Origin of the sequence: Mariniflexile soesokkakense (genome assembly GCF_039650365.1) — a bacterium.
GTDB lineage: Bacteria > Bacteroidota > Bacteroidia > Flavobacteriales > Flavobacteriaceae > Mariniflexile > Mariniflexile soesokkakense.
Map to the genome: position 1 here is coordinate 363,033 of NZ_JAZHYP010000003.1, position 24,772 is coordinate 387,804.

Sequence of the window (24,772 nt, forward strand, 5' to 3'; positions counted from 1 at the left end):
AAAAAACTCCGAAATTGCTTTCGGAGTCTTTACTTTTTATTCTTCAACTTGTTTTTCTATTACAAAATCTTCCATAAACTTAGTGGTATAATTTCCAGCTAAATAATCTGGATGATCCATTAATTGTCTATGGAACGGTATGGTGGTTTTTATCCCTTCAATAACGAACTCATCTAAAGCACGTTTCATTTTATTGATGGCTTCTTCTCTGGTTTGCGCTGTTGTAATTAACTTAGCAATCATAGAATCGTAATTTGGTGGAATGGTATAACCTGCATACACGTGGGTGTCTAATCGCACGCCGTGCCCTCCAGGGGCATGCAACGTTGTAATTGCTCCTGGTGATGGACGAAAGCCGTTAAACGGATCTTCAGCATTGATACGGCATTCTATTGAGTGTAATTTTGGTAAATAGTTTTTACCAGAAATTGGCACACCCGCAGCTACCAAAATTTGTTCACGAATTAAATCAAAATCGATAACCTGCTCTGTAATTGGGTGCTCTACTTGAATACGGGTATTCATCTCCATGAAGTAGAAATTGCGATGTTTATCTACTAAAAATTCGATAGTTCCTGCGCCTTCATATTTAATATATTCTGCTGCTTTTACGGCTGCTTTCCCCATTTTTTCACGAAGTTCATCGGTCATAAACGGTGAAGGGGTTTCTTCGGTTAATTTTTGATGACGACGTTGGATAGAGCAATCTCTTTCAGATAAATGACATGCTTTCCCTGTAGAATCTCCCACAATTTGGATTTCAATATGTCTTGGTTCTTCAATAAGTTTTTCCATGTACATATCGTCATTTCCAAAGGCAGCTTTACTTTCTTGACGTGCAGAATCCCAAGCGTCTCTAAGGTTTTCTGGTTTAAAAACCCCTCGCATACCTTTTCCACCACCACCAGCAGAAGCTTTAAGCATTACTGGATAGCCCGTTTCTTTGGCTATTTTTTCGCAGTCTTCAAATGAATTTATAATACCATCACTTCCAGGTACACATGGCACACCCGCAGCTTTCATTGTAGCTTTGGCATTGGCTTTATCGCCCATTCTATCAATCATTTCTGGAGAAGCACCAATAAACTTTATTCCATGTTCTTCACAAATTTTTGAAAACTTAGCGTTTTCAGATAAAAATCCGTAACCTGGATGAATTGCATCTGCATTAGTTATTTCGGCTGCCGAAATAATATTAGAAATTTTCAAATAAGATAAACTACTAGATGGAGGTCCTATACAAACGGCTTCGTCTGCAAATTTAACATGCAAACTTTCTGCATCAGCCGTTGAGTAAACAGCTACCGTTTTTATGCCCATTTCTTTACAGGTTCTAATAACTCGTAATGCTATTTCCCCTCTATTGGCAATCAATACTTTTTTAAACATAACTTTCTGAATTAAAAATTACAAATTCCAATCGCCAAATTCCAAATATTGGATTTTGAGTCCCAATAACTATCGGGATGTGGTATTGGAATTTTTAATAGGTTATGATGGGTCCACCAAAAATAATGGTTGATCGAATTCAACTGGAGAAGAATCATCAACTAATATTTTAACTATTTTTCCTGAAATTTCAGATTCAATTTCATTGAAAAGTTTCATGGCTTCAATAACACAAAGCACATCGCCTTCTGCAATAGTTTGTCCAACCTCAACAAATAATGGTTTATCTGGTGCTGGTTTTCTATAAAAAGTCCCAATAATTGGCGATTTTATAGTGATGAATTTTGAGTTTTCTGCTGCTGGAGCAACAGGCGCAGAAGTTTCCACAGTTGGTTTTGCTTCAGCAACTGGTACTGGCATTTGTGGCATTTGAGGAGCAACAGGTGCATAATGTACTGCTGTTGTTTCCGGGTCTGATCCTGTTTTTATGGTGATTTTAATATCATCCATTTCTAATTTAACCTCACTTGCCCCTGATTTGGCAACAAACTTGATTAAGTTTTGAATTTCTTTAATATCCATAATCTTTACTAATTAGTTAGTGGTTAGTTTTTTGAATTATATGACCATTTTAAATAAATGGCTCCCCAATTAAATCCGCCTCCAAAAGCGGCAAAAATTACATTATCTCCTTTTTTTAGTTGTGATTCATAATCATTTAATAATAACGGTAACGTAGCAGAGGTAGTATTACCATATTTATGAATGTTAATCATCACTTTTTCTTCTTCTAATTCGATACGTTGTGCTGTAGCATCAATAATACGCTTATTTGCTTGATGTGCTGCCAACCAATCTACATCATCTTTTGTTAAATTATTACGTTCTAATATTTTAACCGCAGCATCAGCCATGTTAAATACCGCATTTTTAAATACTGTTTTTCCTTCTTGAAAGGCATATTGGCCGCCTTTCTCCAAAATTTCTGCTGTTAACGAAAACGAAGACCCTCCGTAAGTAGCTTGTAAAAACTCTCTACCTGTACCATCACTTCTTAGGTATTCGTCTTGAAGTCCCAAACCTTCTTCATTAGGTTCAAACAAAACGGCACCCGCACCGTCACCAAAAATAATACAAGTGGCTCTATCTTTATAATTTATTATTGAAGACATTTTATCAGCTCCAATTAATAATACATTTTTATAACGACCAGATTCAATATAACTAGCAGCGACCGACATACCGTATAAAAAACTAGAGCACGCTGCATCCATATCAAATGAAAAAGCGTTGGTTGCACCTATTTCGGAAGCTGTAAAAGAAGCTGTTGAAGCCGCTTTCATATCTGGAGTTGCTGTAGCAACAATAACAAGTTCAATTGTTTTAGGGTCTATCCCTTTTTTATTAATAAGATCTTGAGCTGCTTTTATGGCTAGATAAGAAGTTCCTTTACCTTCGTCTTTAAGAATTCGACGCTCTTTTATCCCTGTTCTGGAAGTTATCCATTCATCATTAGTATCAACCAAAGTCTCAAGAATTTGATTGGTTAATACGTATTCTGGCACATAAGCGCCAACGGCGGTTATTGCTGCTGAGATTTTTCCCATAACTTTATAGTTAAATTGATCAAAAAATCATTAAAATTGAACAAAAACACTCAATATCTCGTGAAAACTAATAAAATTTGACGAAACTTTATGCAAAATACGTGTTTTTGTCCTGTAGAAAAAGCATTTCATAAAAAAAACGCTCACATGTGAGCGTTTTATTATATGCGTACATATTATCTATGCTACGTTTTCTACAGCTTCAGAATTATCAATTAACACTTGACCTCTATAATATAATTTTCCTTCATGCCAGTGCGCTCTGTGGTATAGGTGTGCTTCACCAGTTGTTGGGCAAGTAGCAATCTGTGGCGCAGTTGCTTTGTAATGTGTTCTTCTTTTATCTCTTCTTGTTTTCGAGATTTTTCTCTTAGGATGTGCCATTTTTTATGTTTATTTATCCGTTAATAGTTTCTTTAATGTATTCCAACGAGGATCGGTTTCCTCTTCAGTTTCTTTTACTTCCTTAAGCTTTGGTCTTAATTCTTCTAGTCTTTTTAGTATGTCGGAATCTAAAGTTCCGTCTTTAACCCCTGGATGTATACGTTTAATTGGTACTGCAAGTACAATTAATTCGTAAATGTATTGTTGAATGTTAATTTCGTATGTTCCGTGAGGCACAATAAGAATATCAATAAACTCATCATTGTACTCATCTCCAAACTTTACCACTAAATCAAACTCATTTTTTATGGGTTGATTGAAAGGTTCATTTGTTAAGTCGCAATTAACATTTACAAATCCTGAAATTTTAAAGTTCAATTCTAACAATGTTGTTTTCTTTTCTAATACAAGATGTACGTCAACATTTACATCATTAAACTCTTCATACTCAAAATATTCAAAGAACGCATTCTCAATTTTATACTCAAAATGATGTTTCCCTATCTTCAGTCCTACAAACGGAATTGTAAACTCTTTTAATGGCTTCATTATCACATCTATTTTGAGCCTGCAAATATATAAATTTTTATTTAAGCAACATTACTTATAAACATTTTTTTGTTTACATCTTTTGATTTGATTTTTTTAAGGGGTTTCTTGTAAGTTCCTCATAATCAAATCTGTTTTTAAATATTTGAATGGCAGCAAAAACAGCTTCCTTAAAAGAATTCTCATCTGCCACACCTTTTCCTGCAATTTCATAGGCAGTTCCGTGGTCTGGCGACGTTCTAATTTTATTTAATCCTGCGGTAAAATTAACCCCTTGACCAAAAGACAATGTTTTAAACGGTATCAAACCTTGGTCGTGGTAGGTTGCAACAATAGCATCAAAATTCTTATAATTATTAGATCCAAAAAAGCTATCGGCAGCATAAGGCCCATAAACTAATTTACCTTCTTCTTTAATTTTTTGAAGTGTTGGACGCAAAATAGTATCATCTTCATTACCAATTACACCATTATCGCCCGTATGCGGATTAATGCCTAAAACCGCAATTTTGGGTCTTACAATATTAAAATCTTTTAACAGCGAACTATAAACAGCATTTATTTTTTTAATTATTAATACCTCTGTCAGGTTCTCTACAATATCTTTTACAGGTACATGATCTGTTAACAATCCAACTCTTAATGTGTCGGTCACCATAAACATAAGGCTTTCTCCTTCTAACTGTTGTGCCAAATAATCGGTATGTCCCGGAAATTTAAATGCTTCAGATTGTATATTGTGCTTATTTATGGGCGCAGTAACCAATACATCTATTTGATTGTCTTTAAGAGCTTTTGTTGCTACTTGCAAAGATTTTATGGCGTACTCGCCTATTTTAACATCTTCTTTACCAAATTCAATTGTTACAGGCTCATTCCAACAATTAAACACATTGACTTTTCCAAAAACCAATTGGTTTAAATTATTTATATTGTTAAAATTGATTTCTGAATTAAAATGAGTTTTGAAAAAATTCATAACCTTTGCCGAAGCAAAAATAACTGGTGTGCAGAATTCTAACATTCTAGAGTCTTCAAATGTTTTTAAAACAATTTCTCCACCAATGCCATTTAAGTCACCTATTGATATGCCAACTACTATATTTTCCGATTTCTTCATTAAGAATGACAACTTTTGTTTGTAATTTTGATGATGCAAATTTAGTTAAATAAACAAACAATATTATGTTTACTGGAATAATTGAAGATATTGGAACCATATCAAATTTAAAAACCGAATTAGACAATCTTCATATCACTGTAAAAAGTACTATTACCCACGAATTGAAAATAGACCAAAGTATAGCACATAACGGGGTTTGCTTAACGGTTGTTAGCATTAATAACAACGAATATACCGTTACTGCCATAAAAGAAACTTTAAACAAAACCAATTTAAACACTCTTAATATTGGAGACCAAGTTAATTTAGAACGCGCCATGAAACTAGGCGACAGACTTGATGGCCATATTGTTCAAGGACATGTAGACCAAACAGCGGTTTGTACACATGTTGAAGAAACCAATGGCAGCTGGGTGTTTACTTTTAATTACGATACGTCGCTTAACAATATCACTATTGAAAAAGGTTCTATAACTGTAAACGGAACAAGTTTAACGGTTGTAAACTCGAAAAAAGATAGTTTTAGTGTTGCCATTATACCTTATACATATAACCACACTAACTTTAACACTTTTAAAAAAGGGACTGTAGTAAATTTAGAGTTTGATGTTTTAGGAAAATATGTTTCTAGACTTTTAGAGCTTGGCAATGCTAATTAACACTTGTTTTTTTTAAACAATAGTTTTTTAGCTCCATAAAACAACCCCACACAAACACCCATTAAAACACCTCCATCTATGGGTAAACCAACTGGTGGTGGTGGCCCAGGCGGAGGGGGCCCTCCTTGAGCAACACATACAAAACTTATTAATACAAATAAGATTGAGGCAATTATTCTTTTGTTTTGTATTATCATTGGGTACAAATGTATAAAAAAAAATAAGCGAACAAAATAATTACATAAAATTCAGTATTAAAACACCTGTAAAGTGTTTAAAATATTCGACGAAATGCAATTATTTTATTTTAGTACTTAAAAACGATACTATTATAAAAAAAGTATCTAATACGAAAAAATAACCCCTCATTTTTTTATCAACAGAGCAAATATATATAAAATAGTATAGAAAATAAATTTAAAAAAGGTTGATTTATATTGACTTTTAAACAAATACCTGTTTTTTTAAAGATGAGAATTATATTCTAAAAAACTATTTTCAATCTTTGTTCTTATTAAACCAAAAAGCCCGTTTTTAAAAACGGGCTTTTTGGTTTAATTTGGTTAATTTAATTTTTTATTATCTTAGAAACTTGTGTTCCTTTCTCTGAATCAACTTTTAATAAATAAACACCCGAAGGCATTTTTGACATATTAATTGTTAATTTATTACTCTTTATGTTTTCTTTCATAATGAGTCTTCCATCCAACCCAAAAAGAGCCATAGTTGTATTTAGAGATACCGAAGGAATCGATACAAAAACTTCATCATTAATCACAGGATTTGGATATACCTTAACACCTAATAAATTATTTTCTTTTATACCTAAGCTGATATCCACTTGATTTGAAGAAAGCCCTAAACCTCCCATAGCATTGGCTGCTCTAAGCGAATAAACTCCTGTAGAGGTGCTTCCTGGTATTGTATAGCTATTACTAGTTACAAAATCTACAAACACATTGTCTTTAAATACAGCCCATCCCAATACATAATCATTATTGTCCCAGTTAAGTGTTGAGCCTGATTTTGACAAAACAGGAACTGATGCCTGCTCTGTAAATAATGTTGGCTGCCAAGTATCTGTCCCACTTAATACATTTTCAATCGTATAAGTACCTGCTTGTTCTGGCGTTAAAACTGGATTAAGCACCACAGTTCCGCCTCCACCATTTGTGTAATTATAAGTAGTTCTTCTTCCAGACAAATCTAAAGGCACTCCAGATGATGTTAAACTATTATACTCAGCATAAACCGATGGAGCAGCCCCCCACTCAGACCAACCTTCATTGGCCGGTAAAACTTTCATAACTGTATTAATAAACACCGTTTTAGGGCTACTTTGCCATGGACGACCAAGTTTATATGTGCCATTTGTTTGAGGGAAACCATCTATAGTACAATCTCTAAACACATAACCCCAACTTGATGCGGTAGCCGCTGCCGTAACATGGTTCCCACCACGGTCTTCTAAATAAATATCACATTCATTAAAAAACACATCACCGCCACCAAATATAAAATCTACTGTTCCGTGAATTTCACTGTTTTCTAAATAAATTCTATTGCTTCCGGTATAGAAAGTATCTTGATTACTTAGAAGTTTAACGTTTTTATAAATGTTTCTATCTCCTTGATCTCTTAATGCAACCGCTCTTCCTGTAAACGCACCTTTACGATAATCCATCTTATTTAAAAGAGTAATATCTTGCATATAAATATCCTTAGAATTTGTTTGGAAATTTATAGTTGGCGTGGTGCCTATGCCTTCATTTGCCGCAAGAGGCTCATTAAAAAGAACGACACCATCGGCACTTTGCCCAATAAAAGACACCTTAGGGATATTAATAAAGGTTTGTTGTGTAGCATCTCCTGTGGTGTTACCCAAATCATATTCACCATCAGGGAAAAATATAAAGAATCTTTCTCCACTTGAAGACGCTGCTTGAGCTGCAGCCAAAGCCGCAGCAAAATTGCCATCTACACCCACTATAAAATCGTAGGTTTTTTTTGTTACGGTTGGTTTATTAAGCGTTGTGAAAGTGATTGAAATTGCATCTGTTTTCGTATTATCGGCTAAATCTGATACAACATTTCCGGCCAACTCAAATGTGTATTGCGTATTATAATCTAACCCTGAGTAATTAAATGAAATTGATTTACCAAATACAACTGGTGTTAAGTCTTTACCATTAAGTGTAGCCGTTGTGTTATCAGCTATTTTAACACGCTCATCAAAATTAAGTACTACTTTTCCGGTAGCTGATGCTCCCGATGCATTATTTGTAGGTACAGAGTTTGCAAGAACTGGTGCTATACCATCATTAAAAACACTTTCTGTTCCAAAAACATAGATGCCAGAAATAGTTGTTCCATCATTAGTTGCAGTAGCTCCAATAATACTTGAATTGTAATCTGGAATCCATCTAATATAAACAGCGCTTTGATTATTCGCGTCTGATGGTAACGTAAATACTCCGTCGTAATAAGTTTTAGCATTCACTAAATCAATAGAACCAATTTGAGTAAAATTAGTACCATCTATTGAATATTCGCATAATTGTTTTGAATAGGCGTTATAATTATAAAGCATTGAAGCTTTTACACTAATATCGGTGTAATCTGTAGCATTAAAACTAATTTGATAGTAAAATTTATCGGCAATAGGTTTCCAGTTAACAGCAGCATTTCTGCCCTCATAACCTCCTGCTGGCGAAGATTTATCTAACCAAGAACTTTGTGTGCCATCTGCTTGACGAAGTATTAAAGCAGAAGCATCGTTTACAACATCTGAAGAAAAATCGGCTGGTCGACCGCTGCTTCCAGAGACATAGAAATCCCATCCAACAATATAACCTAAGGCATTGTATTCAGCTGAAATAGATTTATTTCCATCCATTACAACATTAAGTATAGCATTCGTTTCGCCACTTTCCCAATTTGAAAAATTAAAAATCTCGTTATTACTTGCTGTTAGTGTTACACTGGTTCCTTCTTCATACATCCTAGAAGAACTAACCATTGTTCCTGTTGGAGCAATAGCTACCATATAATTTGCCGCACCTCCATTTACTGTTAAGTCTAAAGAATAAGTGTTAATTACGGTATAAACGGCCTTTAATTCTACATTACTATTTAATGTAAATGTATATGGGTTATTGGTAGAAACCTGTTGTTCTGCACCATCTGCCCAATGTGAAAATTGATAACCAAAATTTCTGCTTGCAGTAAGAGTGATTTCTGTGCCCTCATCATGTACAGAACCTACTGGAAAGCTTGTAATGCTTCCTCCATTTACAGGCATATTAGATGTTGTAACAGTATAAGTTGTAACAGTAGCAACTGTTCCACTTAAATTCCCAATAATTTGAACGTTTGAAATCCCTACATCTTTTCCACCACCAAGGCTATGTACATAAACCTCTAATGTACATAAACCACTGGAGCTTGGTATAGATAAGCTTGTTAGGTCTATACTAACTGAGTTAACCCCATCTGCACCTGATCGAGCAGGTTTTACATTGGCTTGTATTAACTTAGATGTTCCATCGGTAGATTTCCAATATAAATCAAAAAGCCCTGAACCTGTTCCAAATCGTTGACAGTTAAATGCGATGGAGGTTGGAGCGAAATTTAATCCCGTTACAGGTGTTATATTAAAGCTTAAAAGGTTTCCAACTATTGCTCCTGTAGGCGTGTTCGATCCCCCTGGATTTTTAATAGATGTATAGGTAACTCCAGGCTGGGTTGACTCTGTTTTAGAACCATTATAAATATAGTTACTACCAAGACTTGTATAATCTGGTTTAAAATAGTCTGCTGTCGAAGCTGAACCTGAATAAGTAGCCACTTGGTTGGCTGTTCCTAAATTAAATGGCCATATAATAGTTGCTGTTTCATTAACAGTTTGTGCCATTAATTGCATACTTGTTGCAAAAAAAACAATAAAAAAAGCCCTATGACTTTTAAAGAGTAAAGCTGAATCCATAATGTAAAATTTAGTTTAGTTTTGTAAAATTGATTACAATTATACGTTTTTTAGATTAAAAAAAGTAATCGATTACATAAAATCTTCAAACAACATAAAAAACAGACAAAATGCAGTTGCTAAATTATATTTAGTCAATCCGAATTCATGGTTTATTGTAGTAAATAAAACTTATAAACTTAACAAATAAGTAAATTGTACATGTATAAAAATGTATGTAATCTATAATACAAATCTAAAGGCTCTCGCTGTTACCTTTTCCAAACTGGTACAACTTAAAATTTGGAACTCATAAAGATTTATAAAAAGAGCGAAGTACGAGCCTGATGATGCAATCTGTTGAGAAACAAATTTTATAGCTTTCTTTGGAAAAGTTACAAGCTCATTAGAATAATTAGGATGGCATTTCTAAATTTCAATAGAAATTCTAAATTGCGGGTGGACTAAAAATATTGGTTATGGTATTTAAAGGTTTTATAAATGAAATATCCTAAAATGCCATAACTGATATTGCGCGGAACTGTAAGCTCTTATTTTTTATGAAATGATGCTTTTTTTGCTGAGTGAAAGAAAAAATATGTGCTGGAAGTGGGGCTTTTTCAACTTGGATTAATAGCTTTAAGACTGATTTTATATAACACAAACATATGTATTTATACGTATAAACATATAAAAACATATTTTACACACTAAATATACGCATTTGCATATAATTCGTTATATTTGTATAAAATTATATTTAAAAACATATAATGAACGAGTTATCAGAATTTGTAAAAGCCCGTAGAAAAGACGTCAACCTTACTCAAGAAGAGTTTGCAGAGCGTGCTGGCGTTGCATTAACGGTGGTTAGAAAAATAGAACAAGGTAAAACCAATCTAAACATGGATAAGGTAAACCTTGTATTAAGCATGTTCGGTCATGAGCTTGCGCCCGTAGATTCAAAAGTGCTTAAAAATCATTTAAAATGAGAAAAGCATCCATTTATTACAACGAAATAGTTGCAGGCATTCTCACAGAAACTGATGATGGCGATTACCTGTTTGAATACACTAAATATTACATTAAAAATTATAGCAGTCAATTTATAACCTTTACAATGCCAGTTAGAACAGAGCGTTACAAAAGCAATCGTTTATTTCCGTTTTTTGAAGGTTTAATTCCCGAAGGTTGGCTCTTAAACATTGCCACTAAAAATTGGAAATTAAACCCCAACGATCGTATGGGATTATTACTTGCTTGTTGCCAAAACTGTATAGGAGCCGTTAGTGTTCAACCAATAATAGAAGATAATGAAGCATAATTGTTTATACTGCTACAAACCACTTGACCATGAAACAGACTTTCATAAAGCATGTAGCCTGTCGTTTTTTGGAACAGAATTCCCTCCAAAACTGGAATATTCATTATACCAAATGTCTGAACTCGCAAAAGACGTTATTGAACGCAGTGTTGCCGTTCCAGGCGTACAGCCGAAATTATCTCTATCAATAGTAAATGATGTGACCCACAACACCAACTTTCGATTAACAGTTGTTGGAGCTTTAGGAGGAAACTTCATTTTTAAACCACCTTCGAAAGACTATCCCGATATGCCTCAAAATGAACATGTAACCATGCGTATTGCAGAAGCCTTTGGTATTCAAACAGTAAAGTCTAGCTTAATTCGTTTGCAGTCTGGAGAGTTATCTTATATTACAAAACGCATAGATAGAACAGATGATAATGAAAAGATTCATATGCTTGATATGTTTCAAATTACCGAAGCCTTTGACAAATACAAAAGTTCCATGGAGAAAATTGGGAAAGCTTTAGGCTTGTATTCAAGTAATACCGTATTGGACAAAATTTTCTTTTTCGAACTAGCCCTTTTTAGTTTCCTAACTGGCAATAATGATATGCATCTTAAAAACTTCTCAATGATTCAATCAAATTCTGGTTGGTTATTGTCCCCTGCTTATGACTTGCTAAATGTAACCATAGTAAATCCAGAAGATAAAGAAGAAATGGCATTAACCATCGAAGGCAAAAAAAGCAAGCTTACAAGTTCTAATTTTGAAGCGCTAGGTATAAGTTTAAACTTAACCGATAAGCAAATCACTGGTGTTTTTAATCGATTTAACAAAAAGAAAAGTGTTGCTGTAAAATGGATTGAAAACTCGTTTTTATCAGATGGTATGAAGGTCAGATATATTGAGTTAGTATTACAGCGTTATTCAAGAATCTTATAAATTTTGTTATCTAAATTTTATTTAAAAGCATAAAACTACTTTCAAATATTAGGATTAACCAGTACCCTAGAATAATGTCTTTTTTGTATGCCTTTACTCATTTAATGTACTTATTATTCAATATTTTTGTTTGTTAGGAATTACCCCTCGCACACCACCTCTTGGCTCTTCAACATCTCCATTGTATCTCGGAATTAAGTGAATGTGAACGTGACCAACCGTTTGACCTGCTTTTTCGCCTACATTAATTCCAACATTGAAACCATCTGGATTCAACTTAGCTGAAACTATTTCTTTAACCTTGTTCAACATAAACATACAAGCTGCTTGTTCTTTGAAAGTTAAGTCAAAATAATCTGCACTATGCCTTTTAGGAATTATTAAAGCGTGACCATCATTGACAGGAAATTTATCGTAAATAGCGTAAGCAGTTGCTGATTCAACAATAAGTTCTCCTTCAGAATCAGGATTGCAAAAAGGACAATCGGATTTTTCACTTCTTTTTAATTGATTGTAATGCTGATATTCATAAATCTCACAATATTCATTTTTGAAATATGATTTTGAATTTAGAATTACATTACATTGATATGTTTTCTTTTGATGAAGTTTATGCGTCCTAAATCCTTCATATTGCAAATCTCGTCTAACTGCAATATATACTTTCCCTGTTGGTTTTATAAGTTGTGACAATTCCATTAAAACTGTTGCTTGTTCTTCTGGCATCAGCACATTCAAAACATAGAAGCAAATTATGGTGTCAAACTTCTTTTTAGGAAAATTAGGAAAGTAATGCTTATCGTAACCTTCAATATTAATTCCTTTTTCTTGAAGCAATTTTACATCATTTCCAAATCCACAACCAAAATCCAAAACATCACCAACTAATAAACTCTGATTGAATAGAATTTTAGCTGGAAAAGAAAGGTATTGTCTTTCTTTTGCTGTTAAATGACTGTTTGGATTTGATTTTAAATTTTCCATCCCTCAAAACCTCTATTTTCAATTAAATAATTACAACTATTTTGCAATTGAGTAATTCCAATATTTTTCCATGAATCAAATGAATGATTACCTAAAAGTGCAACTTGAATCTCTTTTTGGAATCGTTTAGATTGACTTTCAAATATGATTCCCCAATAATCAAGAATGAGATTTTTTTGCCTTTCAATTATTTCTGGTGTTGGAATTTTATCTCGCTTTTGATTGTTAATTCTTGAGTCTGACGGAAGTAAATTCCAAAGGTCATTGTTTTTCCATACTGAAAACGGAATCAAATGGTCAATATCGTAGTTTGAAATTTTTCTACCCGTCCAAACGCAATAAACATTACCTTCTTTTTGAAGAATCTCTTTATACAATTTTTTCGATTCCTTAATATCTCGCATAGTGATAGGACTCTTTAAAGCTTCATTTAGAACTTTATGAACAGAAAGATTATTTCCAGAAGCATTCACTGAAAATTCTGCCCATTTGAATAGAATAGAATCTTGCCCATTGATAAAACTACCTAAAATCTTAAAGGCTTCATAGTATCCATAAGGAATTGAAAATGTTCCAAATTCTTTGATTAAAGTTTCAATGTCTATTGTTGATTTTCTTCTGATTGTATGATTTTCATAATTGAAAATGGAATAAAAGTCATTAGTAATAGAACGACCAATATACTTCATTGGCATTTTGGTAATCGTATCTCTAAGTTTTTTAGCAAGTTCGAAAAAATCACTTTGCAAATCTTCAGGTATTCCTTTATTCTTTAGGTCGTTGTAAAATGCAGAAAAACCACCACGAGCTTCATAATCAGAAATTAATTTATTTAACTGTATGCTGAAAGCTAAATTAGTTTCACCGTTAATTTGTGGGATTGAAGTCTGGGATTGCAAAATCGGATAGTAGTACATCAACCATTTTTCAATAAGAAGTCCTGTCGGTATTTGAACTCGATATTTATCAAATGAAATATAGGGCGAATTATCTTGAATAATATCTATAACACCTCGCAAAAGTGCATATTTATATGTTGTGGACTTACTGTCTCTTTCTATGATTTTACTGATGTTAAAAAAGACTTCGTTATTCATTTAATAATTAATCTAACTTCTGATTTATAAAGTCAAAAAATGACTTTGAAAGTATAAATATCTTTAATTCGTGAAATCTGTGTATTGATTCTTCCAAACAAACACCTAGTTCTTTTCTATAAATATTTTTATCAAAAGTAATTTTATTAACAATGTAACCAAAATTTTACTTTTATCTTAGTAAAAAAACCCACATTAATAGCATTAATTTCTAATTAAAGGCAATGAGTAATCATAAATTGAAATTTCTTTAATTTCAATTCTAGCGAATTTAAGCTTCCTATACAAAAAGGATGATACTTTAGGTGAATAGATGATTATAAATGATAAATTGGTAGGTCAATAAAAATAAAATGTCATAAAAAGAAACAACGATACGCAAAACGAACCATTTACCGAGAAATTTTGTTAAAAAATGTTAAATTTTATGCTGTTTGCAAATTGTTTGCAAATAAAAAGGCTTTAAAGAGTTAAAACTCTGTAAAGCCTTGATTTTACTAGTGGTCCCACCTGTACCCAATGTGTTTTGGTTATATTTTATTCTATTTGGCTGTATTTTAGCTTGTTAAACCTTACAAACAGGGCATTTTGCAATTAGACGAAATTAAGTGAAATTAAACGAAATTAAAATTATTCGTCCCCTCATTCGTCCCCTACAATGATTTTTTAATATATATTTGTGCCATGGCAAAGGCAAAATTCATATTAAAAGAACCTAACTCAAAAGTAGAAACTTTAATATACTTAATATACAATTATCAGTATAAAAGGTTCAAATATTCTACAGGAGAAAAAATAAATCCTAAGTTTTGGAATAAAACATCTGAAAGAGCAAAAGAATCTAAACAGTTTAAAGAATATCCCGAATTTAACGCTCGTCTTGATGTTCTTGAAAATGGTATTAATACCGCTTTTAGAAAACTGTTAAATGATGGTGTTCAACCAAACAATGCAAATTTGAAAGTAGAATTAGAAGCTACTTTATCAGACAAAATTTTAAAACCTAATAAACTTACATTCTTTTCATTTGTTGAAAATTATATAGAAGAAAGTAAACTAAACAAAAAAGAGGGAACAATTAAAGTCTATAACACAACTTTTAAATACTTAAAAGAATATGCACAGAAATATAGACCTATACATTTTGAAACTATTAATTTAGAGTTTTATAATCACTATTTATCCTTTTTAAGAATAGAACATAATTTATCATCTAACACTGTTGGCAAACATATAAAAACTATCAAGTCTTTTATTAATGAAGCAACCGAAAGAGGTTATAATAATAATTATGACTTTAGAAATAAGCGTTTTAAAACTATTCGAGAAGAAGCTGACACCGTTTATCTAAGCATTGAAGAATTGCAAAAAATTGAAGAATTAGATTTAAAAGCTTCTCCACGACTTGAAAAAGTAAAAGATTTGTTTTTAATAGGCTGTTATACAGGTTTACGATTTTCAGACTTCACTCAAATAAAACCCGAAAACATTGTTTCAAATAATACCGTTATAGAAGTGCGAACAAAAAAAACTGGTCAAAGAGTGTCTATACCGCTACATAAAACCGTAAGAAGTATTTTAGAAAAACATAATAATAAACTGCCTAAAGCCTACACTAACCAAACCATGAACGACTATTTAAAAGAAGTAGTTAGTTTAGCTGGAATAAAAGAACTTATTGAAACCACCATAACAAAGGGCGGAAAAGTCGAAAAAAAAGTGCTTGCAAAATATAAGTTAGTTTCTACGCATACCGCAAGAAGAAGCTTTGCTACAAATTTATATTTAGCCGAAGTTCCAACTATTTCAATAATGAAAATAACAGGACATAAAACCGAACGTTCATTTTTACAGTATATTCGTGTTTCGCAAAGAGAAAATGCAGATAAATTATTAACGCATCCATTTTTTAAATAATGAACGAAAAATCCATAAATCCGTTTATAATTGATTTTAATAAAGAATTAGAAAAAGTCAAAAACAAGGAACACCTAATACAAAATGAAATAATTCAAATAGAAGTATTTACATCAACTACTCCTCAATACTCAAAAATGGATAGATTTGGTATGTGTAGTAATAAAACAAATAGCGTATTCGATTTAAGTTATATAGGTGATCGTGATAGATTTAATAAAATTTATTTTGAATATCTTATATATGAAAAGCCTGAATTGAGTGAAAAAGAAATATCATATTCACTGATTAAATCATGGTATGAACAAGCTAAATATTTTGCAGAATATTATACTTGGCTCAAAGAATTACAAAAAAATAAAGCTTCCAAAACTGAATCAAAAAAGGCAAATCTTTCACATAAGCAAAAAATGTTAGCCCTATATTATTTAGGACTAGATTTGAACAAATACGACAATGTAAAAACCGCCAAAATATTATCACAAATAATAGACCAAGGAGAAGAAAATACAAGAAAATACTTGTCTTATGTATCTTCTGGTAAAAATGAAGTAAGAACAAAAAACAATCTTGAAAAAATATCCCAATTATTTGAAAATGTTGGAATTACAGAAGTATCAACTAAAATTAATTTAGAGATAGAAAAAATAAAATAAAAGTTGTGGTTACCACACCTCTTACCATACGGTAACCCCTATTTCATATTTGCACCATTATAAATCATAAAATCCGATTAAAAATGGAAAAAATTGAAATCAACAACTTTAAAATCGCTGACTTAGAACAAGCGATAAAAAATGTAATTACAGAAACTGTAATAAAAGAAGTAAGGGACAAGCTTACACCATCAAATGAAGTGAATATTTCTTTGTTCACAAGAGAAACAACAGCAAAAATGTTATGCATTTCCTTGCCTACTCTTAACGAGTGGACAAAGACAGGAATAATAAAAGCTTATCGAATTGGAGGACGAGTTTTGTACAAACATGAGGATATTTCAAACGCCCTGTGCCTTATAGCAACCAATACAAAGAGAGGGGGTAAATCATGCTAAAAAAGAAAAATGATTACACCGTTATTGTTTTTTTAGAAAACGAAACTAAGCCTAAAAAATGGCTTTATGTGAACAAGCTAAATGGCTTCTCTATGTTTCTTTCAAAAAATCATCCTACTTGGGAGTATATGAATGTTTACAACAGGCGAAGCGGTCTATTTATGAAGCAATTCAGGAAAGGCGTTTTTGTACCTGCCTTCATCGAATGACTTTTATTTTTTTTTAACCTTTAAAATTAAAAACCTTTATATAAAAACCTTTAATAAATAACCTTTTAATGGTTTTAATACTTATACAACGATTCAGATTATGATAGTCAAGAACACATACGGCGTAAGTGTAGCATTTTCAACTGCTAAATATGGAATAACACCAACAAGTGAATTTACAGGCTCGGCATTACAGCGTAAAAAACAAGAACCTTTAAAAAATACAAAAGCAAAAAAAAATGAGAATAAGGACAAGGAACGGAAAGCACGTTCCTTGTCTAGGCGTTCGAAACAAAAAATCAGAAAAAAGATTACGTGTTTTTCAAGAACCCAAAAGCGATTAAGTTTTGTTACACTAACCTTTTTGAACAGTGTATCCGATGAAGTTGCTGTAAATATTTTAAGGAAATTTATTGATAACGTTAAAAAAAGAAGTGAAGATTTTCAATATATCTGGGTTGTTGAAAGACAGACAAAAAATGACGAATTTAAGGGGAATCCTCATTTTCACATGATAACCAATAAATATTGGAAAATTGAAAAGTGGTGGAATTACTGGTTAACGCTTCAACAAAAAAATGGCGTTATTCCAAGAGATAAAGACTTTAAGCCCTCATCCGCTTTTGATGTTAGACAGTTAAACGCAACTAATATCAAAAGAATAACTTCATATGTTACAAAATATGTAACAAAGAATAATGAGAAATTTAAATGTCAGATTTGGAATTGTTCAAAGAAAGTATCTGAACTTTATACAGACTTTTATACATCTGCCGAATTTACAGACCAATTTAAACGCCTTAATGCTGTTACAAAAGAGATAACAAACAAAGACATTAAAAGCCCTGTAATTAACGTTAAAATGATTGATTTAAATAGGCAAACTTTACCTCTTTATAAAAGGCTTGATGATAAAAATATAATGCTATTTAGTGAAGTTAATAAAGTCTGAATAATTTATCCGAAATATGTTACACAAATAACAAACATTAATATATTTTTGATGAAACACGAATTTTATGGTAACACAAAACAAAATTCCTATTATCATTGATATTCCAAAAGAGGAAGCATTAGCTTTCGATACACATATTAGAGAGTATAGAAACAAATATATTAGTTCATCTGATAAAATAGTAGAATTAGTTTTTAATACGAATAAAAAAGAATACCTAGAATTAATTAACAGCAAAAAAGCTAGTGAATTTATAAACGTTTTAAGAGAGTCTGCATGGCAAGAATTCTTGAAAGAAGAAGTTGAGTTTAATGCAAAACTAATGAGAGATTTACATAAATTAATTCACACACCTCGAGAAATTCTAAACATATTGGTAAACAATAATATTGTTGAGAAACAAGGAGACGAATTATTTGAATCCATTAAAGAACTATGCGGGGAATATGCAGGTAGAATTTTTCCTTACTTATACAAGTTGTCGTTAAGCAATACACAATCAAGGAGGTCAAGAGCTGGCAAAACATTTGAAGCAATAATTTATAAAGTATATGATTTACTGGATTACAAATTTGATTCACAGGGCAAAGTAGGTAGAAAAATATTTGATGAAGTTGGATTAGGTAAAAAAGTAGATTCAATATTACCAGGTATAAACGAATTCAACAAACGACGGAATAAAACTATTATTGGAACAATGAAAACTTCCTTAAGAGAAAGATGGCAAGAAGTTGCAGAAGAAATTGAAAGAACTAAAATTCCTGAAATTCATCTTTTAACAGCTGATGAAGATATTTCCTCATCCAAAGCATCTGAAATGTCCAAACATAATATTGTTGTTGTAACATTTGATTGGGTTTCTGATTCAATTAAACTAAAATCATCAAAAAATATTATTAGTTTTGAAGAATACTTATTTGATGAAATACCCGCAATTTTTGAATATTGGAAATAATGAAAAAAATTAGAATTATAGATTTATTCGCTGGAATTGGAGGCATTCGCATGGGATTTCAAAAATCTTATGAAAATATAGAATGTGTTTTTACGAGTGAATGGGATAAATATGCCGTAGAAACATATAAGGCTAACTTCAATGATGAAATTGTACATGGAGACATTACAAAAATTGAAACTTCAGCAATCCCAAATCATGATATTTTACTTGCAGGGTTTCCATGTCAACCGTTTTCGCAAGCAGGATTAAAAAAGGGGTTTAGTGATACAAGAGGTACCTTGTTTTTCGATATCGAAAGAATTTTGATAGAAAAAAAACCGAAAGCATTTTTATTAGAAAATGTTAAACAATTAAGGGGACATGATAAAGGGAATACACTCAAAACAATAATTGAACACTTAAAAAAAGCAGGCTATTCCAATGTTAAATATGCCGTTTTAAAAGCAAGAGACTTTGGACTTCCACAAAATAGAGAAAGAATATATATAATAGGATTTTTAGACGAGAATATTGACTTTCGTTTTCCAAAACCTCTGAATATTGAAACTAGAGTTGGGGATATTCTACAAAATAAAGTAGATTCAAAATATACTATTTCAGATAAGCTTTGGGAAGGACATCAGAGAAGAAAAAGGGAGAATAAATTAAAAGGTAAAGGTTTCGGATATGGTATAGTAAATAGAAACTCTGAATACACGAATACAATTTCAGCTAGATATTACAAAGATGGAAGTGAAATTTTGATACAACAAAATGGTAAAAATCCAAGAAAATTAACTCCTAGAGAAGCTGCACGATTACAGGGGTTTCCAGAAAACTTTATAATTCCAGTTTCAGACACCCAAGCCTATAGACAATTCGGCAATAGTGTTGCAGTTAAAGTAATTGAACAAATAGCAAAAGAAATGATATCTCAATTAAATAAATCTAATTCAAATGACATCAAAAACGGAAGTGCTAGAGTATCTACATATTCTGTTAACGCATAACTTATATGGCAGTACCCAGGGTTTCTTTAATTCAGCATATAGAAATAGGTTTATTGGTTTTAGGTCTGAATTAGAATTTAAAAACGATTTTAAATCTAGAAGGTTAATTGATGGAGGTTATATTCTCCCTATGCAGGATAAAAAGCCAACTTTACACGCCCCTCTTTATTTTACAATAACAGCTAAAAAACCTTATTCTTTTCTTCGTACTTATAGCATTCTCGAATCTTTTCCATTTTCAAAAATGCTAGTAATTCATTTTCCAAACTATGATATTGACTCTTGGAATACGATTGATGTTATGCAAACTGGAGATTTATTACGAGTTCCCGATTTTTCGGTTTATGAAAAAACATATAATAGAATAGAACACACAAAACAAGGTATTAACTACATTACAAACCTTTTTATGGACAAAACTAGAAATCCTAACAGGTTTATAGTAGATAAAAAAATAAAACAGGAATGTTTTGAAATGTTAGAAGTGTTTGAAATAGAACAATTAATTGATATTTATGTTGATAGATTGGTGTTTGACGGTTTTATTGGCTTAGGTAAGGTTAAGGGTGTGCCATCTGATATAGATGCTATTGACATGAAAGAAAATAATTTTTTCTTACTTGAAATAAAAGAAAAAGATTTAAGTAAAGGAAATCCTAAAGGATTTGGTATGGATACTCAAAGATTAAATGACTTACTATCAATTCAAAAACTTACTGGCTTAACATATGTGTATATGGTTAAAAAAGTAAATAACCAAAAAGAAAGGCTTAAAGATGGTTGGTTTTATATCAGCTTAAATGATTTTTACAAACATACAAAAGGCTCTGCAACAATTCAAGGTGGAGCAGGAATGGCTTCCGCTAGTGGTAATCACCCAACTTTAGTTTGTGATTTCAAGCATTTTAAAGAATTAAAACAATAAAATATTCATCCCCTTATTCGTCCCCCACAAACAAAAAAGCCTTGTAAAATATTGATTTACAAGGCTTTTAACGCTTAAAAAGTGGTCCCACCTGGGCTCGAACCAGGGACCACCTGATTATGAGTCAGGTGCTCTAACCAACTGAGCTATAGGACCGATTTCATATATTTATCCATTTAAAAACAGCTTCATACCGAAATTGGCTGCGAATTTAATACTAATTTTAAAACTCTACAAGAAAATTATTCTTTTAAACTAATTTCTTGACATAACTCTATAAGGACACCATTTGTAGTCTTAGGGTGCAGGAAAACAACTAGTTTATTATCAGCACCTTTCTTAGGGTTTTCGTTTAAAACTACAAACCCTTCATTGGTTAATCTTTTTACTTCTGCATCAATATCAACTACATCAAAAGCAATGTGATGAATGCCTTCGCCCTTTATATTAATAAACTTTGCTATAGGGCTATCTTCACTTGTCGCTTCTAAAAGTTCTATTTTATTAGCTCCTACTTTAAAAAAAGATGTTTTTACTCCTTCACTTTCAACTGTTTCGGTTTTATAAATCGGTGCTCCAAAAATTTTGGAAAACAATTCGTTACTGTTTTCAAGATTTTTAACCGCTATTCCTATATGTTCAATTTTATTCATTTATCAATGCTTTATAGTAAGATACAAATTTTGTAAATCAAAAGTAAGATAATCTTTAAATAACCGCTATTTTTGCATTCTAAACCTTTAATGGGTAAATAATGAGTAACGTAGAGGAAAGTCAAAGACAGAAAAAAATAGGATCGGTTTTACAACGCGATTTAGTTGAAGTTTTACAAGGCGCTGCCACACAAGGCGGTATGCATGGTATATTAATATCGGTATCAAAAGTTAAAGTAACAGTCGATTTGGGGGTTGCTAAAGTATATTTAAGTATTTTTCCTAATGACAAGGCTAAAGAATTGTTGGTAGGCATCAAATCGAACACACCATTAATTAGACACGAATTGGCACAACGTACTAAAAACCAACTACGACGCATGCCTAACTTGGAATTTTTTATAGACGATTCTTTAGAGTATATAGACCAAATTGATAAGTCTTTAAAAGGGCAAGAAAACCCCATTAAAGACCCGTCTATTTTAGATAAAAGGAAAAAATCCTAATTAAAAATTGAACTTTCCCTTATATATAGCAAAACGTTATTTACGCTCAAAAAGCAGTAACAACGCTATTAATTTTATTACCATTATTGCGATTGTTGGCGTTATTTTAGGTTCAGCATCCTTATTTATTGTGCTGTCTGGTTTTTCGGGTTTGAAAGATTTTACACTTCAGTTTTCTAGTATTATAGATCCAAATTTAAAAGCTGAAACCGCTAAAGGAAAATCGTTTATTTTAACTGATGATGATGTTAACAAACTTAATAACCTAATAGATATTGCCCAATATGCCAAAATTGTTGAAGAACGCGTTATTATTGCCTCTCAGGACAAAAGTACCATCGCCACTATTAAAGGGGTTGATGAGCATTTTGAACAAGTAGTTAATTTTGATACCGTCATCGAACACGGTAATTGGATAGAACCAAAATCACAACAAATTATAGTTGGTTGGGGTATTGCCAATAGTTTATCATTAGGAATTTTAGATTACACAAACCCAGTGAACGTTTATGTCCCAAAACCCGGAAAAGACCAAATCACATCAACAACAAATGCATTTAATAGTATAAACGTTATTAATGTGGGGGTGTTTTTTATTAATGAAAAGCTAAACGATACCTATGTTTTTGCTCCAATAGATTTGGCACAAAACTTATTAAATTACGAACCCAACCAAATAAGCGCTATAGAGTTTAAACTTAAAGATGGCGTTGACGAAGCCCTTGCAAAAGAGCACATTCAAGCTATTTTAGGTAATAAAGTTATTATAAAAAATAGAGCCCAATTAAACGATGCCCTTTATAAAATGCTTAATACCGAAAATTTAGCGGTTTACTTAATATTTACGTTGGTGTTAATTATTGCCTTTTTTAATGTTATTGGTTCCTTAATAATGATGATGCTTGATAAAAAACGAAGCCTCAGTACTTTATTTAATGTAGGGGTAACTGTGAGGGATATTCGGCGTATTTTCTTTTACCAAGGAAGCTTAATGAGTGTTGTGGGTGGCTTTATAGGCTTACTAATTAGCCTTATTATTGTATTTCTTCAAAAAACATTTTCTTTGGTTATGATAACCCCATCGCTGGCTTATCCTGTAAATATTAAAGTTGAAAACTTGTTTATTGTATTTATAACCATTTCGGTTTTGGGTATTATTGCTTCAAAAATAGCATCGGTTCGTGTTACAAAATCTTTGATAGAAGGGTATTAATTTGGGCAAGTTGCCATGAAAAATGGCAAACAGGCTTTCACAACTCGCTTCCCGATAAAAATCGGGAGAGCTCAAACAAATTGTTCAATCCTTCTTGAACCAACCCTCAGCTGTATTGCTAAGCCCTTAAATAATCTTTTTATTTATGGTTTGTTTGAAGACCTCACAGGTTTTAAAAACCAATGAGATCTGTATTTTTGTATTGTAAATGCTTTAAACAATAAAGTAAAGCTTATTGGAAAACTTGCAAAAGCGATAGTAAAGTGTATCCTTTTTAAAAAGTGAATAAACCTCTAAACTAAAATTTAACAGATTGCTTCGTCGCACACTCCTCGCAAGGACGTTTTTAAAAAGATACAACCCTTCGATTGCGCTCAAGAAAACTACTCTGCAAATTGATAATTAGCAAACTGATCTAGCACCTCATCAAAAGCGGCAAAGACATCTTCTGAGTGATCGCTCGTTACCATTTTCATCCTTAATTCTTTAAAATGCGGAATGTTTTTAAAGTAATTGGTGTAATGACGGCGGGTTTCGAAAACACCCAAAGTTTCGCCTTTCCAGTCGATAGCCATTTGCAGGTGGCGGCGTGCTGCTTCCACACGCTCTTCAATGGAAATGGGTGCTAAATGCTCACCGGTGTTAAAAAAGTGCTTTACTTGCTTAAAAAACCAAGGGTTACCAATGCTGGCACGTCCAATCATACAGCCATCTAATCCGTAAACATCGCGCATTTCCATAGCTTTTTCAGGCGTATCTACATCGCCATTGCCAAACACGGGAATATGCATGCGTGGGTTGTTTTTCACTTCGGCAATGGGTTTCCAGTCAGCATCCCCTTTGTACATTTGTGCTCGGGTGCGCCCATGAATAGCGATAGCTTTACACCCAACATCTTGCAGTCTTTCAGCAACTTCTAGAATTCTTATGGAATCGTGGTCCCAACCCAAACGGGTTTTAACAGTAATAGGTATGTTGGTGCGTTTTACCATTTCTGCGGTAAGTTGCTCCATTAAACACACATCTTTTAAAATACCGGCACCTGCACCTTTACTTACTACTTTTTTTACGGGACAACCAAAGTTGATGTCGATAATGTCTGGTTTAGATTCTGCTACAATATCAATGGTTTGCAGCATACTTTCTAAATTAGCTCCAAAAATTTGGATGCCAACTGGTCGCTCTTTTTCATAAATATCCAGCTTCATAACACTTTTGGCGGCGTTACGTATTAAACCTTCGCTAGATACAAACTCGGTATAAACAACATCGGCACCTTGTTCTTTGCACAAAGCGCGAAATGGTGGATCGCTAACATCTTCCATAGGTGCTAAAAGCAATGGAAAATCAGGAAGTTCTATGTTGTGTATTTTTACCACGTTCTT

At 32.4% G+C, this 24,772-nt stretch carries 26 protein-coding genes and 1 tRNA gene; 14 read left to right on the forward strand and 13 right to left on the reverse strand.

Translation table 11 applies throughout. The features are described 5' to 3' along the window. Positions 1 to 36: 36 nt before the first annotated feature. The 6 genes from accC to pdxA all read right to left on the reverse strand — a co-directional run bounded on the left by accC (position 37) and on the right by pdxA (position 5,049). Positions 37 to 1,389: an acetyl-CoA carboxylase biotin carboxylase subunit gene (accC, locus tag VP395_RS08340; protein ID WP_346241405.1), complete on the reverse strand. Its 1,353-nt coding sequence runs from the start codon at positions 1,387 to 1,389 to the stop codon at positions 37 to 39. A gap of 102 nt (positions 1,390 to 1,491) precedes the next feature. Next, complete coding sequence (accB, locus tag VP395_RS08345; RefSeq protein ID WP_346241407.1) at positions 1,492 to 1,971, reverse strand: acetyl-CoA carboxylase biotin carboxyl carrier protein; 480 nt, start codon at positions 1,969 to 1,971, stop codon at positions 1,492 to 1,494. Between the two features lie 23 nt (positions 1,972 to 1,994). Continuing rightward, positions 1,995 to 2,996 (reverse strand): beta-ketoacyl-ACP synthase III, encoded by a 1,002-nt coding sequence (locus VP395_RS08350; protein WP_346241409.1) that lies wholly within the window; start codon positions 2,994 to 2,996, stop codon positions 1,995 to 1,997. A 180-nt stretch (positions 2,997 to 3,176) separates the two neighbouring features. After that, positions 3,177 to 3,380 carry a 50S ribosomal protein L32 gene (gene rpmF, locus VP395_RS08355; protein WP_069829108.1) on the reverse strand — a complete coding sequence of 68 codons (204 nt, stop codon included), beginning with the start codon at positions 3,378 to 3,380 and terminating at the stop codon, positions 3,177 to 3,179. Positions 3,381 to 3,389: 9 nt separating this feature from the next. Then, positions 3,390 to 3,929, reverse strand: coding sequence for a YceD family protein (locus tag VP395_RS08360; protein WP_346241412.1), 540 nt, complete (start codon positions 3,927 to 3,929; stop codon positions 3,390 to 3,392). Positions 3,930 to 4,002: 73 nt separating this feature from the next. Continuing rightward, the gene (gene pdxA, locus VP395_RS08365) at positions 4,003 to 5,049 is read right to left on the reverse strand and encodes a 4-hydroxythreonine-4-phosphate dehydrogenase PdxA (protein ID WP_346241413.1); all 1,047 of its coding nucleotides are present in this window, start codon (positions 5,047 to 5,049) and stop codon (positions 4,003 to 4,005) included. Positions 5,050 to 5,114: 65 nt separating this feature from the next. Here pdxA and VP395_RS08370 point away from each other — a divergent pair, with 65 nt between their 5' ends. After that, a complete protein-coding gene (locus VP395_RS08370; protein ID WP_346241415.1) occupies positions 5,115 to 5,711 on the forward strand; it encodes a riboflavin synthase in 597 nt (198 codons plus the stop codon). Here the strand turns inward: VP395_RS08370 and VP395_RS08375 are convergent. Next, a complete protein-coding gene (locus VP395_RS08375; RefSeq protein WP_346241417.1) occupies positions 5,708 to 5,908 on the reverse strand; it encodes a PID-CTERM protein-sorting domain-containing protein in 201 nt (66 codons plus the stop codon). The genes VP395_RS08370 and VP395_RS08375 overlap by 4 nt on opposite strands. Before the next feature lie 371 nt (positions 5,909 to 6,279). Further along, a complete protein-coding gene (locus VP395_RS08380; RefSeq protein ID WP_346241419.1) occupies positions 6,280 to 9,696 on the reverse strand; it encodes a pectinesterase family protein in 3,417 nt (1,138 codons plus the stop codon). A 752-nt stretch (positions 9,697 to 10,448) separates the two neighbouring features. Here VP395_RS08380 and VP395_RS08385 point away from each other — a divergent pair. The 3 genes from VP395_RS08385 to VP395_RS08395 are packed head-to-tail and all read left to right on the forward strand — an operon-like array spanning position 10,449 to position 11,927. Further along, on the forward strand, positions 10,449 to 10,667 hold the full coding sequence (locus tag VP395_RS08385) for a type II toxin-antitoxin system Y4mF family antitoxin (protein ID WP_346241421.1): 219 nt from the start codon (positions 10,449 to 10,451) through the stop codon (positions 10,665 to 10,667). Then, positions 10,664 to 10,999: a HipA N-terminal domain-containing protein gene (locus VP395_RS08390; RefSeq protein WP_346241423.1), complete on the forward strand. Its 336-nt coding sequence runs from the start codon at positions 10,664 to 10,666 to the stop codon at positions 10,997 to 10,999. Before VP395_RS08385 ends, VP395_RS08390 begins: the two co-directional genes overlap by 4 nt. Continuing rightward, on the forward strand, positions 10,989 to 11,927 hold the full coding sequence (locus VP395_RS08395) for a HipA domain-containing protein (RefSeq protein WP_346241424.1): 939 nt from the start codon (positions 10,989 to 10,991) through the stop codon (positions 11,925 to 11,927). Before VP395_RS08390 ends, VP395_RS08395 begins: the two co-directional genes overlap by 11 nt. Before the next feature lie 117 nt (positions 11,928 to 12,044). On the opposite strand, the gene VP395_RS08400 is transcribed toward VP395_RS08395, so the two are convergent. Together VP395_RS08400 and VP395_RS08405 are read right to left on the reverse strand one after the other, a co-directional pair. Further along, entirely contained in the window at positions 12,045 to 12,911 is an 867-nt protein-coding gene (locus VP395_RS08400) for an HIT domain-containing protein (RefSeq protein WP_346241426.1), read from the reverse strand. Further along, entirely contained in the window at positions 12,899 to 14,008 is a 1,110-nt protein-coding gene (locus tag VP395_RS08405) for an HNH endonuclease domain-containing protein (protein ID WP_346241428.1), read from the reverse strand. Before VP395_RS08405 ends, VP395_RS08400 begins: the two co-directional genes overlap by 13 nt. 684 nt (positions 14,009 to 14,692) lie before the next feature. On the opposite strand from VP395_RS08405, the gene VP395_RS08410 reads away from it, so the two are divergent. The 8 genes from VP395_RS08410 (at position 14,693) to VP395_RS08445 (ending at position 21,015) form a co-directional block, all read left to right on the forward strand. Then, positions 14,693 to 15,925: a site-specific integrase gene (locus VP395_RS08410; protein WP_346241430.1), complete on the forward strand. Its 1,233-nt coding sequence runs from the start codon at positions 14,693 to 14,695 to the stop codon at positions 15,923 to 15,925. After that, on the forward strand, positions 15,925 to 16,581 hold the full coding sequence (locus VP395_RS08415; protein WP_346241432.1) for a hypothetical protein: 657 nt from the start codon (positions 15,925 to 15,927) through the stop codon (positions 16,579 to 16,581). The genes VP395_RS08410 and VP395_RS08415 overlap by 1 nt, the downstream gene beginning before the upstream one ends. Positions 16,582 to 16,664: 83 nt before the next feature. Further along, the gene (locus VP395_RS08420) at positions 16,665 to 16,979 is read left to right on the forward strand and encodes a helix-turn-helix domain-containing protein (protein ID WP_346241434.1); all 315 of its coding nucleotides are present in this window, start codon (positions 16,665 to 16,667) and stop codon (positions 16,977 to 16,979) included. Further along, a complete protein-coding gene (locus VP395_RS08425; RefSeq protein ID WP_346241436.1) occupies positions 16,973 to 17,188 on the forward strand; it encodes a hypothetical protein in 216 nt (71 codons plus the stop codon). Before VP395_RS08420 ends, VP395_RS08425 begins: the two co-directional genes overlap by 7 nt. A 100-nt stretch (positions 17,189 to 17,288) precedes the next feature. Beyond that, positions 17,289 to 18,140 (forward strand): rolling circle replication-associated protein, encoded by an 852-nt coding sequence (locus tag VP395_RS08430; RefSeq protein ID WP_346241438.1) that lies wholly within the window; start codon positions 17,289 to 17,291, stop codon positions 18,138 to 18,140. A 67-nt stretch (positions 18,141 to 18,207) separates the two neighbouring features. Beyond that, positions 18,208 to 19,098 (forward strand): type II restriction endonuclease, encoded by an 891-nt coding sequence (locus tag VP395_RS08435; RefSeq protein WP_346241440.1) that lies wholly within the window; start codon positions 18,208 to 18,210, stop codon positions 19,096 to 19,098. Continuing rightward, positions 19,098 to 20,090: a DNA cytosine methyltransferase gene (locus VP395_RS08440; protein ID WP_346241442.1), complete on the forward strand. Its 993-nt coding sequence runs from the start codon at positions 19,098 to 19,100 to the stop codon at positions 20,088 to 20,090. Before VP395_RS08435 ends, VP395_RS08440 begins: the two co-directional genes overlap by 1 nt. After that, positions 20,038 to 21,015, forward strand: a complete 978-nt coding sequence (locus tag VP395_RS08445; RefSeq protein WP_346241444.1) for a hypothetical protein — start codon at positions 20,038 to 20,040, stop codon at positions 21,013 to 21,015. The genes VP395_RS08440 and VP395_RS08445 overlap by 53 nt, the downstream gene beginning before the upstream one ends. Before the next feature lie 82 nt (positions 21,016 to 21,097). On the opposite strand, the gene VP395_RS08450 is transcribed toward VP395_RS08445, so the two are convergent. Next, positions 21,098 to 21,171: transfer RNA gene (locus VP395_RS08450), tRNA-Ile, on the reverse strand. 86 nt (positions 21,172 to 21,257) lie between these two features. Further along, entirely contained in the window at positions 21,258 to 21,668 is a 411-nt protein-coding gene (gene mce, locus VP395_RS08455; RefSeq protein WP_346241446.1) for a methylmalonyl-CoA epimerase, read from the reverse strand. 101 nt (positions 21,669 to 21,769) lie between these two features. On the opposite strand from mce, the gene rbfA reads away from it, so the two are divergent. Together rbfA and VP395_RS08465 are read left to right on the forward strand one after the other, a co-directional pair. After that, a complete protein-coding gene (rbfA, locus tag VP395_RS08460) occupies positions 21,770 to 22,174 on the forward strand; it encodes a 30S ribosome-binding factor RbfA (RefSeq protein ID WP_346241448.1) in 405 nt (134 codons plus the stop codon). Positions 22,175 to 22,181: 7 nt separating this feature from the next. Beyond that, complete coding sequence (locus VP395_RS08465; RefSeq protein WP_346241450.1) at positions 22,182 to 23,387, forward strand: ABC transporter permease; 1,206 nt, start codon at positions 22,182 to 22,184, stop codon at positions 23,385 to 23,387. 383 nt (positions 23,388 to 23,770) lie between these two features. Here VP395_RS08465 and dusB read toward each other — a convergent pair whose 3' ends face one another. Next, positions 23,771 to 24,766 carry a tRNA dihydrouridine synthase DusB gene (gene dusB, locus VP395_RS08470; protein WP_346241789.1) on the reverse strand — a complete coding sequence of 332 codons (996 nt, stop codon included), beginning with the start codon at positions 24,764 to 24,766 and terminating at the stop codon, positions 23,771 to 23,773. Positions 24,767 to 24,772: the final 6 nt, after the last annotated feature.